The 14,134-nt window shown below is 72.7% G+C and carries 10 protein-coding genes; 7 read left to right on the top strand and 3 right to left on the bottom strand.

Translation table 11 applies throughout. The features are described 5' to 3' along the window. Positions 1–40: 40 nt before the first annotated feature. Positions 41–1,987, top strand: coding sequence for a protein kinase domain-containing protein (locus tag WMF31_RS41900; RefSeq protein ID WP_436607464.1), 1,947 nt, complete (start codon positions 41–43; stop codon positions 1,985–1,987). 149 nt (positions 1,988–2,136) lie between these two features. On the opposite strand, the gene WMF31_RS41905 is transcribed toward WMF31_RS41900, so the two are convergent. Then, positions 2,137–3,579 (bottom strand): aldehyde dehydrogenase family protein, encoded by a 1,443-nt coding sequence (locus tag WMF31_RS41905; protein WP_436607465.1) that lies wholly within the window; start codon positions 3,577–3,579, stop codon positions 2,137–2,139. Between the two features lie 87 nt (positions 3,580–3,666). Between WMF31_RS41905 and WMF31_RS41910 the strand changes: the two genes are divergently transcribed. The 3 genes from WMF31_RS41910 to WMF31_RS41920 all read left to right on the top strand — a co-directional run bounded on the left by WMF31_RS41910 (position 3,667) and on the right by WMF31_RS41920 (position 7,071). After that, positions 3,667–5,088, top strand: a complete 1,422-nt coding sequence (locus WMF31_RS41910; protein ID WP_436607466.1) for an aminotransferase class III-fold pyridoxal phosphate-dependent enzyme — start codon at positions 3,667–3,669, stop codon at positions 5,086–5,088. Beyond that, the gene (locus WMF31_RS41915; protein ID WP_436607467.1) at positions 5,085–6,053 is read left to right on the top strand and encodes a hypothetical protein; all 969 of its coding nucleotides are present in this window, start codon (positions 5,085–5,087) and stop codon (positions 6,051–6,053) included. Before WMF31_RS41910 ends, WMF31_RS41915 begins: the two co-directional genes overlap by 4 nt. 160 nt (positions 6,054–6,213) lie before the next feature. After that, on the top strand, positions 6,214–7,071 hold the full coding sequence (locus WMF31_RS41920) for a formate dehydrogenase accessory sulfurtransferase FdhD (protein WP_436607468.1): 858 nt from the start codon (positions 6,214–6,216) through the stop codon (positions 7,069–7,071). Between the two features lie 113 nt (positions 7,072–7,184). Here the strand turns inward: WMF31_RS41920 and WMF31_RS41925 are convergent, their stop codons facing one another. Together WMF31_RS41925 and WMF31_RS41930 are read right to left on the bottom strand one after the other, a co-directional pair. After that, complete coding sequence (locus WMF31_RS41925) at positions 7,185–7,871, bottom strand: hypothetical protein (protein ID WP_436607469.1); 687 nt, start codon at positions 7,869–7,871, stop codon at positions 7,185–7,187. A 3-nt stretch (positions 7,872–7,874) separates the two neighbouring features. Then, positions 7,875–9,260, bottom strand: coding sequence for an AAA family ATPase (locus WMF31_RS41930; protein WP_436607470.1), 1,386 nt, complete (start codon positions 9,258–9,260; stop codon positions 7,875–7,877). A gap of 136 nt (positions 9,261–9,396) precedes the next feature. On the opposite strand from WMF31_RS41930, the gene WMF31_RS41935 reads away from it, so the two are divergent. The 3 genes from WMF31_RS41935 to WMF31_RS41945 all read left to right on the top strand — a co-directional run bounded on the left by WMF31_RS41935 (position 9,397) and on the right by WMF31_RS41945 (position 14,104). After that, positions 9,397–9,525: a hypothetical protein gene (locus WMF31_RS41935; protein WP_436607471.1), complete on the top strand. Its 129-nt coding sequence runs from the start codon at positions 9,397–9,399 to the stop codon at positions 9,523–9,525. Continuing rightward, positions 9,522–11,834 carry an FdhF/YdeP family oxidoreductase gene (locus WMF31_RS41940; protein WP_436607472.1) on the top strand — a complete coding sequence of 771 codons (2,313 nt, stop codon included), beginning with the start codon at positions 9,522–9,524 and terminating at the stop codon, positions 11,832–11,834. Before WMF31_RS41935 ends, WMF31_RS41940 begins: the two co-directional genes overlap by 4 nt. A gap of 131 nt (positions 11,835–11,965) precedes the next feature. Then, positions 11,966–14,104, top strand: a complete 2,139-nt coding sequence (locus WMF31_RS41945) for a DUF2169 domain-containing protein (protein WP_436607473.1) — start codon at positions 11,966–11,968, stop codon at positions 14,102–14,104. The last annotated feature ends 30 nt before the right edge of the window (positions 14,105–14,134 follow it).

Raw genomic sequence — 14,134 nt, forward strand, 5'->3', positions numbered from 1 at the left:
CGTTGACGCGCTGTACGCGCGCGCGTACGTAGTTCTTGTCGTGGCGCAGCAGACGATCGGCGGGAGATACACGCTGCGGCGCGAGATCGGCCGCGGTGGCATGGGGGTCGTCTGGGAGGCCTTCGATCCGCTGCTCCGCCGGCCGGTGGCGATCAAGCGGATGATGCCCGAGCACGTCGTCTCCTGCGAGGCGCGGCAGAGCTTCGAGCAGGAGGCGACGATGATCGCCCGGCTCCGCAACGACCACATCGTCCAGGTCCACGACTACGGCATCGACGAAGGATCGCCGTACATCGTCATGGAGCTGCTCGAGGGGGAGGACCTCGAGGGCCGGCTCCGCCGCGCGCGCCAGCTCCCGGCGGCGACCGTGCTGTCGTTGCTCCGGCAGGTCAGCTCGGGCCTCGAGGCCGCGAGCGCGGCGGGCATCGTCCATTGCGATCTCAAGCCCGCGAACATCTTCCTCGCCCGGGGCGCGTCCGGCGAGTCCGTGAAGATCCTCGATTTCGGCGTGGGATGGAGGCTGTTCGAGGGGCTCGACTGGATGGGCGCGCGCCTCGGGACCCCGGCGTACATGAGCCCGGAGCAGGTCCGCGGCGCGGTCCCTCACCCCCTGGGCGATCTCTGGTCGCTCGGGGTCATCGCGTACCGCGCGCTCACGGGCCGATTGCCGTTCCTCGTGGAGAACCTGTCCGGGCTCATCGTCAGCATCTGCACCGATCCGTTCCCGCCGCCCTCGGCGCTCGACCCCGCCCTGCCCCCCGGCTTCGATCGCTTCTTCGAGCGCGCCCTGGCGAAGGACCGGACTCGGAGGTTCCAGTCGTCCCGCGAGCTCGTCGCGGCCTTCGCCGCGGTGTGCGAGGCGGGCAGCAAGCCCGCCAAGATCCTCGTCGTCGACGACGAGCCCGACATGCAGCTCCTCGTGAAGATGCATTTCCGGCGAAACAAGAAGGGGGCCGCCTACGAGCTGGTCTTCGCCGACCATGGCCAGCACGCCCTCGAAGAGCTCCGGAGACACCCGGACATCGATGTCGTCGTCACGGACATCAACATGCCGGTCATGGACGGGCTCTCCCTGCTCGAGCACCTCCCCGAGGTGAACCCGCTCGCGAGGACGGTGATCGTGTCCGCGTACGGCGACATGGCCAACATCCGTCGCGCCATGAACCGGGGGGCGTTCGATTTCCTCTGCAAGCCGCTCGATTTCAGCGACCTCGAGACGACCCTGGAGAAGACCCTCCGCTCCGTGGAGCAGCACCGGCAGAAGGCCCAGGCGAACGAGGAGAACGATATCCTGCGGAAGTTCATGAACGCGGCCTTCATGGAGCGGCTCCGGGCGCTCGGGCCCGAGGGGGCGGCCGCGAGCGAGGCGCTGGAGGCCACCGTCGTGTTCGTCGACGTCTTCCGGTTCACCCGCGTCACGCAGGAGCGGCCGCCCGCCGAGGCCACGCGCCTGCTCAACGCCAACTTCGAGGTGATCGTCCCGGTGCTCCTCGCGCAGGGCGGCGTCGTGGACAAGTTCGTCGGCGACGCGGTGATGGCGGTGTTTCATGGGCCGGAGCACCTCGAGCGGGCGCTCACGGCGTGCATCTCGGTGCGCGAGCAACTCGATACGATCGCGCGGCGTACGGGCGAGGACTCGCCTTACGCTCACGGGGTGTGCACCGGTGTCTCGACGGGCCGCGTCCTCGCGGCGGAGGTCGGCTCTCACGCGTGCGCCCGGCTCGGCTATTCGGTGCTCGGGGAGGCGGTGAACGCGGCCTCTCACCTCGCGCGCGCGGCGCTGTCCGGCGAGATCCTCGTCGACGACGCCGTCCACCGGGCCGCCCGGGAGGGGGGGGTCACGTTCGAGAGCGCCGGCGCGCGGAGCGTCTGGCCCAGGGCGGCGTCGACGGCGGTCTACCGGGTGGTCGGGCGCGAGGCGGTGCGTCCGCCGCCCGGGGAAGAACCGACGGTCCAGATCGCGGCCTTGGAGCCCAGGCGGGCCTAGCGCGGTTCTGCTACAGCGCCGCAGCGCGGCGGTCTCCCGCACAGGAGACGGGCCCAGATCGGCGTTTTCGGCGCGCAGGCGTACTCACGTACGCCGAGCACCGAAAACGTCGAGATGGGCCCGTATCCGAAGCGGGAGACCGCCGCGCTCTAGCCGAGCGCTACCCAGACCGACTTGAGCTGCGTGAGCTCGTCCAGCACCGCGCGGCCGTTCTCCCGACCGAAGCCCGACTGCTTGTACCCGCCGTACGGGCTCGCCGCGTCGAACCGGTTGTACGTGTTGATCCAGACCGTGCCGGCCGCGAGGCGCGCCGCCAGCGCGTGCGCCTTGCCGACGTCGCGCGTCCAGATGCCCGCCGCGAGGCCGTACTCGGTCGCGTTCGCGACGCGCGCGGCCTCCTCCACGTCGTCGAAGGGGATGACGCTCAGCACCGGGCCGAAGATCTCCTCGCGGGCGATGCTCATCGACGGCGACACCGCCGAGAACACCGTCGGCTCGACGAAGAACCCCGGGCCCTCGCGGCGCCCGCCGGTCTCGCGGCGCGCCCCCTCGGCCGCGCCGCGGTCGATGTGGCCGAGCACCTTCGTGAAGTGCGCCTCCGAGACGAGCGGGCCCATCTGCGTCGCCGGATCCAGCGGATCGCCCGGCACGAGCCGGCGCGCGCCGCGCGTGACCGTCTCCAGCACGCGGTCGTGCACCGCCCGCTCGACGAGCAGCCGGCTCCCCGCCGTGCACAGCTCGCCCTGGTTGTAGAAGATGGCCGTCACCGCCGCCTTCGCGGCGCCGTCCACGTCCGCGTCCGCGAAGACGATGTTGGGGCTCTTGCCGCCGAGCTCCAGCGACAGCTTCTTCAGCGTGCTCGACGCCGCGCGCATGATCGCCCGGCCCGTGTCCGTGCCGCCCGTGAACGAGATCTTGGCGACGTCCGGGTGCTCGACCAGCGCCGCGCCCGCCTCCTCGCCGTACCCCGTGACCACGTTGAGCACCCCCGGCGGCACCCCCGCCTCCGCGAGGAGGCGGGCGAGCTCCAGCGTCGAGAGGCTCGCCTCCTCCGGGGGCTTGATGACCACCGTGTTGCCCACCGCGAGCGCGGGCGCCACCTTCCGCGCCGCGAGCAGCAGCGGGAAGTTCCACGGGATGATCGCGCCGATGACGCCGAGCGGCTCGCGCACGGTGTAGTTCAGGAACGGGCCCCGGACCGGGATCGTCTCGCCGCCGAGCTTCGTCGCCCACCCGGAGAAGTAGAAGAACGTGTCCGCCGTGCGCGGCACGTCGATGGTCCGCGCCGCAGTGATCGGCTTGCCCGTGTCGACGGCCTCGATCCGCGCGAGCTCCTCCAGCCGGGCGAGGATGAGCTCGCCGGCCTTCCACAGGAGGCGCGCGCGCTCGTTGGGATCCATCGCCGCCCAGCGCGGGAACGCCGCGCGCGCCGACGCGACCGCGGCGTCCACGTCCTCGCGGCGGCCGCGGGCGAGCCGCGCGAGCGCGCCGCCCGTCGCGGGGTTCGCGGTGTCGAACGTCTCGCCCGAGAGGGCCTCCCTCTCGGCGTTGTCGATCCAGAGCTTCCTCGGGGCCTCGCGCGTCTCGGACATGCCCTCGTCGTAAACCCGCGCGCCCCGCCACGGCAAGCGGCGCGGCGATGACACGGCCCCTGCCGTGCGGGATACTCGCGCTCACCCATGGACTCCTCCGAACGCCCCACGCTGCCGTCCGCCCCCCCGCGAAGAGTCGTCACCGAGCTGCCCGGGCCGAAGGCGCGCGCGTGGATGGCGCGCGGCGGCTTCGACATGCAGTCGCGCTACCGCGCGGTCGTGATGGACGACATCGCCAGCCGGGGTTGCTCGCTGGTCGACGTGGACGGCAACGTGTTCCTCGACCTGTTCGCGAATTTCGCGCTCGGGGCGCTCGGCTACAACCACCCTGCGCTGGTCGAGGCGGCGCACCGCGAGGCGTTCGTCCGCGCCGCGGCGAACCCGACGTCGACGCCGTTCGTGACGACGCCGGCGTGGTTCGAGTTCGTCGAGGCGCTGGAGCAGCGGTACGCCCCGCGCGGCATGGCGCGGGTCTTCTGCGTCGACGCGGGGGGCGAGGGGGTCGAGTCGGCCCTGAAGGCGGCGTTCATCCGGCACGGCGAGCGGCGGCGGGAGGCGTCGGGGCGGCCGAGGAACCCGCTGGAGCTGCCGGCGGAGCAGCAGGAGGCGATCCTCGACAACGCCGGGACCGACGCGGTCGTCGTGTCGTTCTCCGGCGCGTTCCACGGGCGCGGCCTCGGGCCGATGTCCGCCACGCGCTCGAAGGTCATCCACAAGGCCGATCTGCCCGCGTTCCCCTGGCCCGCGGCCCCGTTCCCCGCGAGCCGCTTCCCGCTCGCGCGCCACGCCGACGAGAACGACCGCGCCGAGGCCGAGGCGCTCGCCGCGCTCGAGCGGATCCTCGCGGCGCACGCGGGGCGGGTGGCCGCGGTGATCGTCGAGCCCGTGCAGTCCGAGGGGGGCGACCGGCACGCGAGCCCGGCGTTCTTCCGGCGGGTGCAGGCGCTCGCCGGGGAGGCGGGCGCCGCGTTCATCCTGGACGAGGTGCAGACGGGCCTCGGGATCAGCGGCACGCTCTGGGCGCACGAGCAGCTCGATCTGCCGCGCCCGCCCGATCTCGTGTGCTTCGGCAAGAAGATGCAGATGGGCGGGTTCTTCGCGACGTCGGCGTACGACGTCGCGCAGTTCGGGCGCATGTACCAGACGCGCAACGGCGACCGCGCGCGCGCCGCGATGGCGCTGGCGACGCTGCGCGCGATCGAGGCCGAGGGCCTGCTCGACAACGTGCGCGCCACGGGCCGCTACTTCCTGTCGCGGCTCGAGGAGCTCTGCGAGCGCTACCCGGCGCTCGCGAGCGAGCCGCGCGGCCGCGGCTTCTTGCTCGCGTTCGACCTGCCGACGACGTCGGCGCGCGACGACTTCCTCGCGCGCGCGCTCCGCCGCGGGGTGTTCGCGAGCTACACGGGGACGCGGTCGGTGCGCCTGCGGCCGCACCTCATCACGACGGTCGCGGACGTGGACGAGGCGGTGGCCGCCTTCGACGCCGTGCTGCGGGAGATGGCCGGATGATCGTCGATCCGCGCGACGTCTGCCCGGGGGAGGGGCCGGAGAAGGTCGCGCGGGCGCTCGCGCGGTTCTCCGTGGACGAGGTGCGGGACGCGGCGTCGTTCGACGAGGGCTACGCGGCGCTCGACGCGGTCTTCGGGCCGAAGGGCGAGCTCGAGCGCCGCGAGGTGCTCACCGCGTGGTTCGCGGGGGAGCACACGGATCCGGCGGCGCCCGTCGTGGCGACGTACCACATGCTGCTGGCGCGCGGCGTGGACGGCGACGGGCGCCTCGCCGGCGTGCGCGACTGCTACGTCACGCTGGACCGCGCGGCGCGGCGCTGCGTGGTGCTGCTGTCGCACGCCCTCGTGCTGCCGGCCTTCCGCCGCACCGGCCTCGCCGCCCTGCTGCGCGCGGCCCCGGTCGCGCTCGCGCGCCGGGCGCTCGACGCGGCGGGGCTCGGCGGGGCGGAGGTGCTGCTCGCCGCGGAGATGGAGGCCGTCGACCCGGACGACCGCGACACGGTGGTGCGGCTCCTCGCCTACGGCCGCGCGGGGTTCTCGGTCGTCCCGCCGGCGGTGCTCCCGTACGCGCAGCCCGATTTTCGCGACACCGCGGCGCTCGGCGTGGCGGCTGTGCCGCTGCCGCTGCTCGCGGTGGTGCGCCAGGTGGGCGAGGAGGAGCGGCCCGACATCCCGCGCGACCGGGCCGCGTCGTTCCTGCGGCACTACCAGGCCGCCCACGCGCGCGAGGTGAGCCAGGAAGAGCTCGCCCCGATCCGGGACAACGCGCTGGCGCGCCTCGAGGCGTTCCCGGGCGAGCGCGTGCCGCTCGTCCGCATCCCGCGGGGGCCGGAGGAGATCGCGGGCTTCGCGCCGCTGCTCCGGAGCGCGGTGATGCCGCTGTACCCGCCGGCGTGGCGCGGCGAGGCGCCGCTCGACGCGCCGGAGCGGGAGCTCGAGCGGCTCGTGGCGGCGTGGGGAGGTTGAGCGGGGGCGGGCTGCTAGAGCGGCTTCACGCAGGGATCTTCACGTCCGCATCCTGACTGAGGCGCAAACGTCCCGCCTGAGCCGCAGCGCTGCCTGCGTCGGCGGAGGGGCCTGTTCTGTCGGGCGCAGCAGGCTAGGATGGGAGCCGGAGCCGCCCGCCATGACGCCCAGCACAGCCCACGTCCCGATCCGCAGGGTCACCGACGAGACCGCCTCGGACGCCGAGGATCTGCTCGCCGTCGAGGCGCCGCTCGAGATCGTCGTCGTCGCGCGGGCCCGCGGGGAAGCGGGGCGCGTCGAGCGCCGCCTCGGCATCACGATGCGCACGCCCGGCCACGACCGCGAGCTCGCGGTCGGCCTGCTGTTCGCCGAGGGGGTCATCACCCGCGCGGCCGACGTCGTGGCCGTCGAGGAGGGCGCGGGCGCCTCGGGCGGCCTCGTGCGCGTCACGCTCGGCGACGACGTGCTCGTCGACCTCGGGCGCACCGAGCGCGCGCTCGCAGTGGCGAACGCGAGCTGCGGCGTCTGCGGCAAGGCGTCGGTCGACGTGGCGTCGTTCGCGCCGCCGGCGCCGCTCGCGCCGGGCGTGCCCCGGATCGCGCCGCGCGTCGTGCACGGGCTCGCCGCGCGGCTCCGCGCCGCGCAGCCGGTGTTCGGGCAGACGGGGGCGCTGCACGCCGCGGCCCTCTTCGACGCGGGCGGCGCGCTCATCGATCTCCGCGAGGACGTCGGCCGCCACAACGCCGTCGACAAGCTCGTCGGCGCCGCGCTCCTCGCCGGGCGGCTGCCCGATCCGGGCGCGGTGCTCATGGTCAGCGGGCGCGCCGGCTTCGAGCTCGTGCAGAAGGCGCTCCGGGCGTCGATCCCGGTGATGGTCGCGGTGGGCGCGCCGTCGAGCCTGGCCGCCGAGCTCGCGGCGGCGCACGGCATGACGCTCGTCGGCTTCGCGCGCGATGCGCGCTTCAACGTGTACGCGGGCGCGGAGCGCATCGCCGTCCCGGCGGAGGCGGCGCGATGACCGGGCGGAAGCTCGGGCGGCTCCACGCGGCGTGAGCCGTCGGAAGAGCGCGTGAGCTGGAGCAGCGCCCGCTCGCGCGGGGGGCGCCGTGGCGAGCCTCGACGAGCATCCTCTCAAGGCTCGCGAGCGGAGCGGGACCGCGGCGCGAGGATCCGATACACACCATGCCCGCTGTCCTCGTCGAGCTGGACCTTGACATGGTGGAAAGCCCCGTCGAAGCCGGCGAGGTGGACTACATCGGTCTCCCACGCGAGCTGCCGCAAGCGAGACTCGCTGAGCTCGTCCTCGCCGGGCGTTTGCTCTGAGGCACCCCCGAGCGTGGGCTTGCCGAGGGCTGGGTTGGGGGAGCTCTCCTCGGAGAGCTCGTCGAACCGGTAGGCCGTCCCCAGGTAGACCTCGTCGCTCGAGAGCCCCAGGACGCCAGCGAGGGCGAGCAGCTTGTACAGCGTCCAGCGCATCTGCTGGAGGATGTCTTCCCATTTCCCCTGGGTGACCTTCCGCTTGCACTCGATGATGTGCGCCTCGACCTGGCCATCGGGTCCGAGGAGGAGCAGCGCGCCGTCGGCGTTCTTGTCCCCCCGCAGGAAGAGGAAGCGTCCCGTCTCTTCCAGTCTCCACTGGATGCAGATGTGCCCTTCCGGGACGATGCACGCCACCTCGGCGTAGCCGTCCTTCTTGGTTTCCTTGACCGTCGCGTGGGAGGGAGGACGGAGCACCTCGTAGAATGGTCCCCTGTCTCCCTGCGCCGGCGCGATGACCGCGGCGAGGCGCTGTTCAAGGCTGCCCGTGTGCCGTGCCATGACCTACGCGTTCAGGAGGCCGTCGAGATATGCAACGTCCTGGCTGAGCTTGACGATCGCCTCGTTGAACGTGGGCATCACCAGGCCGGCCTCGGTGCGCTTCATCGCCACCGCCGTAGAGCGGTCGCCGGTCGGGTCGAGCCTGAGCTCGCAGCCAGAGACGTCATCGAGATCGAGGTAATCCTGCGGGTCGTATCCGAGCTTCTGCTGGGCCTCGGCGCGCTTGTCGGGCGGGAGGCTGCCCAGCTTGATGAGATTGTTGATCTCCTGGCAGAAGTTCTCGCTGTGGGTCGTGACCCAGACGAAGAGCCCTTTGTGTACCAGGCGCCCTATGGCCTGAGCGATGCGGCGCTGGAGCGAGGGATGGAGGTGGGCTTCGGGCTCCTCGAGAATGAGCGCGGGGAAAGACGACAGGTGGCGAAGGACGAGGACCAGAGGGGCGAGCTCCGTGACGAGCGCAGACGAGAGCTGCATCGGTAGCGGCGCGGAGGTCCCCGTCGGGCGATAGCGGTACTCGTTGACCGCACCAGCGCCCGCGACGAGTTCGACCTCGCCCGTCATGGACTGCTCGAGGAACGCGGCTTCCTCTGCGTATTTCTGAGATTGCTCGCGTTTGAGCCCGAACGCCAGCATGTCGATGAAGTGAAAGGCCGGGGTGGTGAGATCCAAAGAGAACTCGCGCTCCTCCCCTGTCCTACGGAAGGTTTCGCGCATACTCCGGCGCGCTGCGGCCTTGTAAAGGTGCATGAAGCCCGTGCGAGATGCAGGAAGATACACAGGGGCCAATTCATGGAAGGCATCCATTCGTCCTGGCAAGGCGGTCGATAGCCGATCGAGTACGGCGACTCGCATCACGAGATCCCTGACCGTCATCCGGAGATAGTCGACCGATGTCGGATCGATAGCGAGATCCACGACGACACCTTGTTCATCAGACCAGAGCGCCTCGGCCACGAACCGGCGGCCGCCTGAACTCCTTTGCCAGCGGAGCTTCACGCGTCGCTCGACGCCGGTACGCTGGAGCGAGATAGCGCTGAGGGTGACAGAATCGTTGTTGAAGAGGCGCCGTGACAGCGAGGAACGGTTGGCAGCAAGCAGGGCGTCGAACAACCTGTCGAACAAGCCGATCTCCTCCCTCGTCAGGTCGTGCTCGAACCGCTCCTTCCCCTCCTCGATGTGCTGCGTAATCCACGCGTTCGCCGCCTCCAGCTCGGGACACTGCTGCGGTACCAGCTCGCCCGGGAGCGCGACGAGTCCCCAGAGCAGCGACACCAGATAGCTCTTCCCGCTGTTGTTCGGCCCGGCGAACAGCGTCAGCGGTCGGACCTCCACCTCGGCCCGCTCGATCTTCCCGAACGCCTCCACCGAGAGCTTCCATCGCGGCTTCATGGGCCGTCTATGTCAGCGCTGGCGCTCGGCATCAACCGGGGCCGTCCCGCACGCTGGAGGAACGTCGAACGCGACCCAGAGGGGGCCTGCTCTGCCGGACGATGCGCGGTAGGATGGTGCACGGAACGACCCCGCCATGCCGTCCACCACGACCCCCATCTCGATCCGCAAGATCACCGAGAAGAGCGCCGCGGACGTCGACGATCGGCTCTCGGTCGAGGCGCCGTGCGAGCGCGTGGCCCTCCCCGAGGAGGCGGCGTCGTGACCGCGCGCGACGTCCGCGCCGAGCCGCCGGTCGAGCCGGAGCCGCCCCGGATCGGCGAGCGCAGCGAGGCGGCCGGCGGGCTCGCGGCGGTAGGCGCGACGCTCCAGCACGCGATCGGGGAGATGGGGGTCTCGCGCGCGGTGCGCACGCTCCTGCGCGTCAACCAGGGCGAGGGGTTCGACTGCCCCGGGTGCGCGTGGCCCGAGCCCGAAGAGGGCCGCTCGCTCGCGGAGTTCTGTGAGAACGGCGCCAAGGCGGTCGCCGAGGAGGCGACGCTCCGGCGCGTCACGCCCGACTTCTTCCGCGAGCACAGCGTCGCGGAGCTCTCGAGGCAGCCGGATCTCTGGCTCGGCAAGCAGGGCCGGCTCACCCACCCGATGCTGCTCGACGAGGGCGCCACCCACTACCGGCCGGTGTCGTGGGACGAGGCGCTCGCGATCGTCGCCTCGGCGCTCCGCGCGCTCCGCTCGCCGGACGAGGCGATCTTCTACACGTCGGGGCGCACGAGCAACGAGGCCGCGTTCCTCTACCAGCTCTTCGCGCGCGAGCTCGGCACGAACAACCTGCCCGACTGCTCGAACATGTGCCACGAGTCGAGCGGCGTCGGCCTGCGCGAGGCCATCGGCGTGGGCAAGGGGACCGTGTCCCTCCACGACTTCGAGCTCGCCGACGCGATCTTCGTCGTCGGGCAGAACCCCGGGACGAACCACCCGCGCATGCTCACGGCGCTGCGCGAGGCGCGGAGGCGCGGGTGCGAGATCGTGACCGTGAACCCCCTCCCCGAGGTGGGCAACGAGCGCTTCCGCCACCCGCAGCACCCGGGCGACCTCGTCGGCCCGGGCGTGCCGCTCTCGTCGCTCTTCCTCCAGGTGCGCATCAACGGCGACGTCGCGCTCTTCACCGGGATCATCAAGGAGATGCTCGAGGAGGAGGAGCGCCGGCCGGGGGCGGCGCTCGATCGCGCGTTCATCGCGGAGCACACCCGCGGCTTCGAGGCGCTCGCGGCCGCCGTGCGCGAGGCGCCGTGGGACGACATCGTGGAGCAGAGCGGCGTCCCGCGCGACCGGATCCGGGCGGCGGCCGAGATCGCGATGCGGTCCGAGCGCACGATCGCGTGCTGGGCCATGGGCCTGACGCAGCACCAGAACGGCGTGGCCAACGTGCAGCAGCTCATGAACTTCCTGCTCCTGCGCGGCAACATCGGCCGGCCCGGCGCGGGCCCGTGCCCGGTGCGCGGGCACAGCAACGTGCAGGGCGACCGGACGATGGGCATCTGGGAGCGCCCGCCGGCCGAGCTCCTCGATCGCATCGAGGCGAATTTCGGCTTCTCGCCGCCCCGCCACCACGGCCTCGACACGGTCGCCGCGATCGCGGCCATGGCCGAGGGGCGGGCCCGCGTCTTCTTCGCGCTGGGCGGCAACTTCCTCTCGGCCACGCCGGACACGGCCTTCACCGCCCGCGCCCTCGCCCGGTGCGACCTCACCGCGCACGTGTCGACCAAGCTGAACCGGGCGCACCTCGTGACGGGCAAGCGCGCCCTCATCCTGCCCTGCCTCGGGCGCACCGAGCGCGACGTGCAGGCGAGCGGGCCGCAGCGCGTGACGGTCGAGAACTCGATGGGCGTCGTCTCGAGCTCGCGCGGCAACCTCCCGCCGGCGTCGGAGATGCTGCGGAGCGAGGTCGCGATCGTGGCGGGGCTCGCCCGCGCGACGCTGGGCGTGAGGTCGCGCGTGCCGTGGGAGGAGCTCGCCGCGGACTACGACAGGATCCGCGATCTCATCGAGCGCACGATCCCCGGATTCGACGACTTCAACGCGCGCGTCAAGGACCCGCGCGGCTTCGCCCTGCCGAACGCCGCGGCGAGGCGCGAGTTCCGCACGGAGACGGGCAAGGCGAACTTCATCGCTCATCCGCTCCCGCGGCGCGAGCTCGAGCCCGGCGAGCTCCTGATGATGACGATCCGCAGCCACGACCAGTACAACACGACCATTTACGGGCTAGACGACCGCTACCGCGGCGTGCGCGGCGGGCGACGCGTCGTGTTCATGAACGCCGAGGACGCGGCCGAGCGCGGGCTCGCGCAGGGCGATCTCGTCGACATCACGAGCCGGTTCTCCGACGGCGAGCGCGTCGCGCGCGCGTTCCGCGTCGTGCTCTACGCGATCCCCCGCGGCGACGTCGCGACCTATTTCCCCGAGGCCAACGTGCTCGTGCCGCTCGGCAGCGTCGCCGACAAGAGCCGTACTCCAGCGTCGAAGTCGATCGTCGTCCGTATCCGGCCGTCCGTCGCCGGTCACGGGGCCACGTGACCGCGCAGGGCGTCGTCGAGCCCGCCGGACCACGTGAGTTTCACCCGTCTTGACGATATCGTCCGTTCACGTCACCCTGCCCGCGTGTCGGCCAGGTTCCCCGAGAGCACGCTGAGGAGAGGGCTGCCCTGATGCTCGACGGAGCGATCCGGTCTGCGATCGCGCCCGATCAGGTGATCGCGCTGCCGGGTGCGACGGCCGCCGCCGTCGCGTGGCGGACCCGGGGACAGCTCCACGCCACCGTGATCGCGAAGGCGACGTTCGCGTTCACGATCGACGCAGAGATGCCGAGATCCGCGCCGCAAGAGATCTTCAAGGCGAACATCCATCACGGCAACGACCCATCGAGGAGCGTCCGGTTCACGAGCGACCTCATTCCCTACCTCCCGCGCGCCGATGTGGTCTTCACGGGGTGCGCCTGCGCGCCGCCCGGGACCTCGGTGCTCTCCTTGCCGGTGCGCCTCGCCCTCTTCGACCGACGTCGAGAGATCCTCGACAAGCGGTTGCTCGTCCAGGGCAGCGCGCCGTTCAGGTCGCTGCCCCTCGTGTACGAGCGGGCGGTCCGCGGGGCGAACGGGCAGGAGAACCCCTTCGGCGTCAACGCGGGCGCCGGCCCGGAACAGCCGATCGTGCTCGACCCGCAGGCGCCGCAGCGGCCCGCCGGATACGGCCCGATCGCGCGCGGATGGCCCCCGCGCGGGGGGCTGTCGGGGAACACGCCGCGAGCCTCGACGATCGATGAATCCATTCGAGAGGTCCCGGATCACCTCGACTGGTCCTGCTTCCAGTCCGCGCCTCCCGATCAGCGGGTCGACTACCTGCGCGGCGGGGAGTGGATCCTGCTCGAAGGGCTGCACCCGACCGTCCCTCGCCTGCGGATGCGCTTGCCCGAGGTGCGGGGCCTCGCGCGCGTCCACGGCCTCTCGGCCTTCGGGGTGAGCGACGGCCAGGGGCTCGCCCTGTGCGCCGACACGCTGCGCATCGACGGCGACGCGCAGCGATGCACCCTGGTGTTCCGGGGCAGCTTTCCCCTCGCGAGCGAGGCCGCGCTCGCGAGGGTGCGCCTCGTCGCGGGGGTCGAGCAGGCCGGCGCGCCCCTCTCGTGGCCGCCCCAGCGCGACGCCCGCGCCCAGCCGGAGCGCGAAGCCGCCGTCGCGATCGGCCCGGCGTCCGCCGGGCTCGCGCTGAGCGGTGTCGCTGCGGCCGCGACGCTCGATATCGCGGAGGGCGCGCCGTCCGGCGAGCCCCGTCCGGTGCATCCGTTTCGCCCGGAGGGGGCGCCGCCCGCGGAGCCGCGCCCCGCCGTCGCTCGTGCCGAGCTGCCGAGCTTCGCTGTCTCCACGCTGGCCGTCGAGGAGCTGCCGGACCAGGCGCTGCAGGGCGCGCGGGTCCTCCCGTTCCAGGAGCAGCCTCGCGGCGAGCAGCCTCGCGGCCCGCTGTCGGCCGGGCCGCCGGGCGCCGCGGATCAGGCGGCTCCCGGCGCCGCGCGGGCGGAGGGCACGGCTGCGCCGGCGCCGAGCCTGTACACCGCGTGGCCGGCCGAGCCGGCCCTGCTGGCGACCGTCGCCGAGCGCGCGCCGGCCGCGCCGACGCCGGTGCCTGGCATCGCGCCGTACCTCATCGCCCCGGCGGCGACGGAGAGGCCGTCCGCGCCGCCCGCGCCGGAGCCCGAGGCGGCCGCGGCGCGCCTCTCGGCGCCGCCCGCTGCGGAGCCCGAGGCGGCCGCGGCGCGCCTCTCGGCGCCGCCCGTTGCGGAGCCCGAGGCGGCCGCGGCGCGCCTCTCGGCGCCGCCCGCGCCGGAGCCCGAGGCGGCCGCGGCGCCCGAGCCTGCGCCGCCCGAGCTCGACCCGGCGAGCTTCCCGCTCGAGCGTTTCGCGGCCGTCAGCGCCGAGATCGCCGAGGCGCGCGCCCCGCGCGCGGCGGTGCTGGCGTCCCACGCGCTCAGCGAGCGCGCGTGGGCGGCCATCGATCGGCACTGGACCTCCGCGATCAAGAAGGACGCGGGGCACGGCCCGGGCCGGCTGCGGAGCGCGTACGACAGCGCCTACGTGGCCGCCGTGGAGGCCTTCCGCGGGCCGATCACCCCGGCGGAGTACGCGCGCCTCGTCGTGGGCGTGGAGCGCAAGCAGAGCGAGCAGGTCCTCGACGAGCTCGGGATCCAGCGCCCTGCGCTGATGCACGTGATGCGATCATGGACGAAGAAGGTGGCCGCGGATCCCGGGCTCTTCAGCGAGGTGGGCGCGGCGCTCACCGCGCTGCGGGCGCAGTGACGTGACCGCGGCGAGCCCACGTTTGCCCTG

It is taken from the genome of Sorangium sp. So ce1036 (genome assembly GCF_051369805.1).
GTDB lineage: Bacteria > Myxococcota_A > Polyangia > Polyangiales > Polyangiaceae > Sorangium > Sorangium cellulosum_F.

Coding starts and splice junctions, on each gene's coding strand:
- WMF31_RS41905 (WP_436607465.1), bottom strand. CDS start 3,579: ATGTCCGAGACGCGCGAGGCCCCGAGGAAGCTCTGGATCGACAACGCC.
- WMF31_RS41945 (WP_436607473.1), top strand. CDS start 11,966: ATGCTCGACGGAGCGATCCGGTCTGCGATCGCGCCCGATCAGGTGATC.
- WMF31_RS41925 (WP_436607469.1), bottom strand. CDS start 7,871: ATGGCACGGCACACGGGCAGCCTTGAACAGCGCCTCGCCGCGGTCATC.
- WMF31_RS41935 (WP_436607471.1), top strand. CDS start 9,397: ATGCCGTCCACCACGACCCCCATCTCGATCCGCAAGATCACCGAGAAG.
- WMF31_RS41930 (WP_436607470.1), bottom strand. CDS start 9,260: ATGAAGCCGCGATGGAAGCTCTCGGTGGAGGCGTTCGGGAAGATCGAG.
- WMF31_RS41910 (WP_436607466.1), top strand. CDS start 3,667: ATGGACTCCTCCGAACGCCCCACGCTGCCGTCCGCCCCCCCGCGAAGA.
- WMF31_RS41915 (WP_436607467.1), top strand. CDS start 5,085: ATGATCGTCGATCCGCGCGACGTCTGCCCGGGGGAGGGGCCGGAGAAG.
- WMF31_RS41920 (WP_436607468.1), top strand. CDS start 6,214: ATGACGCCCAGCACAGCCCACGTCCCGATCCGCAGGGTCACCGACGAG.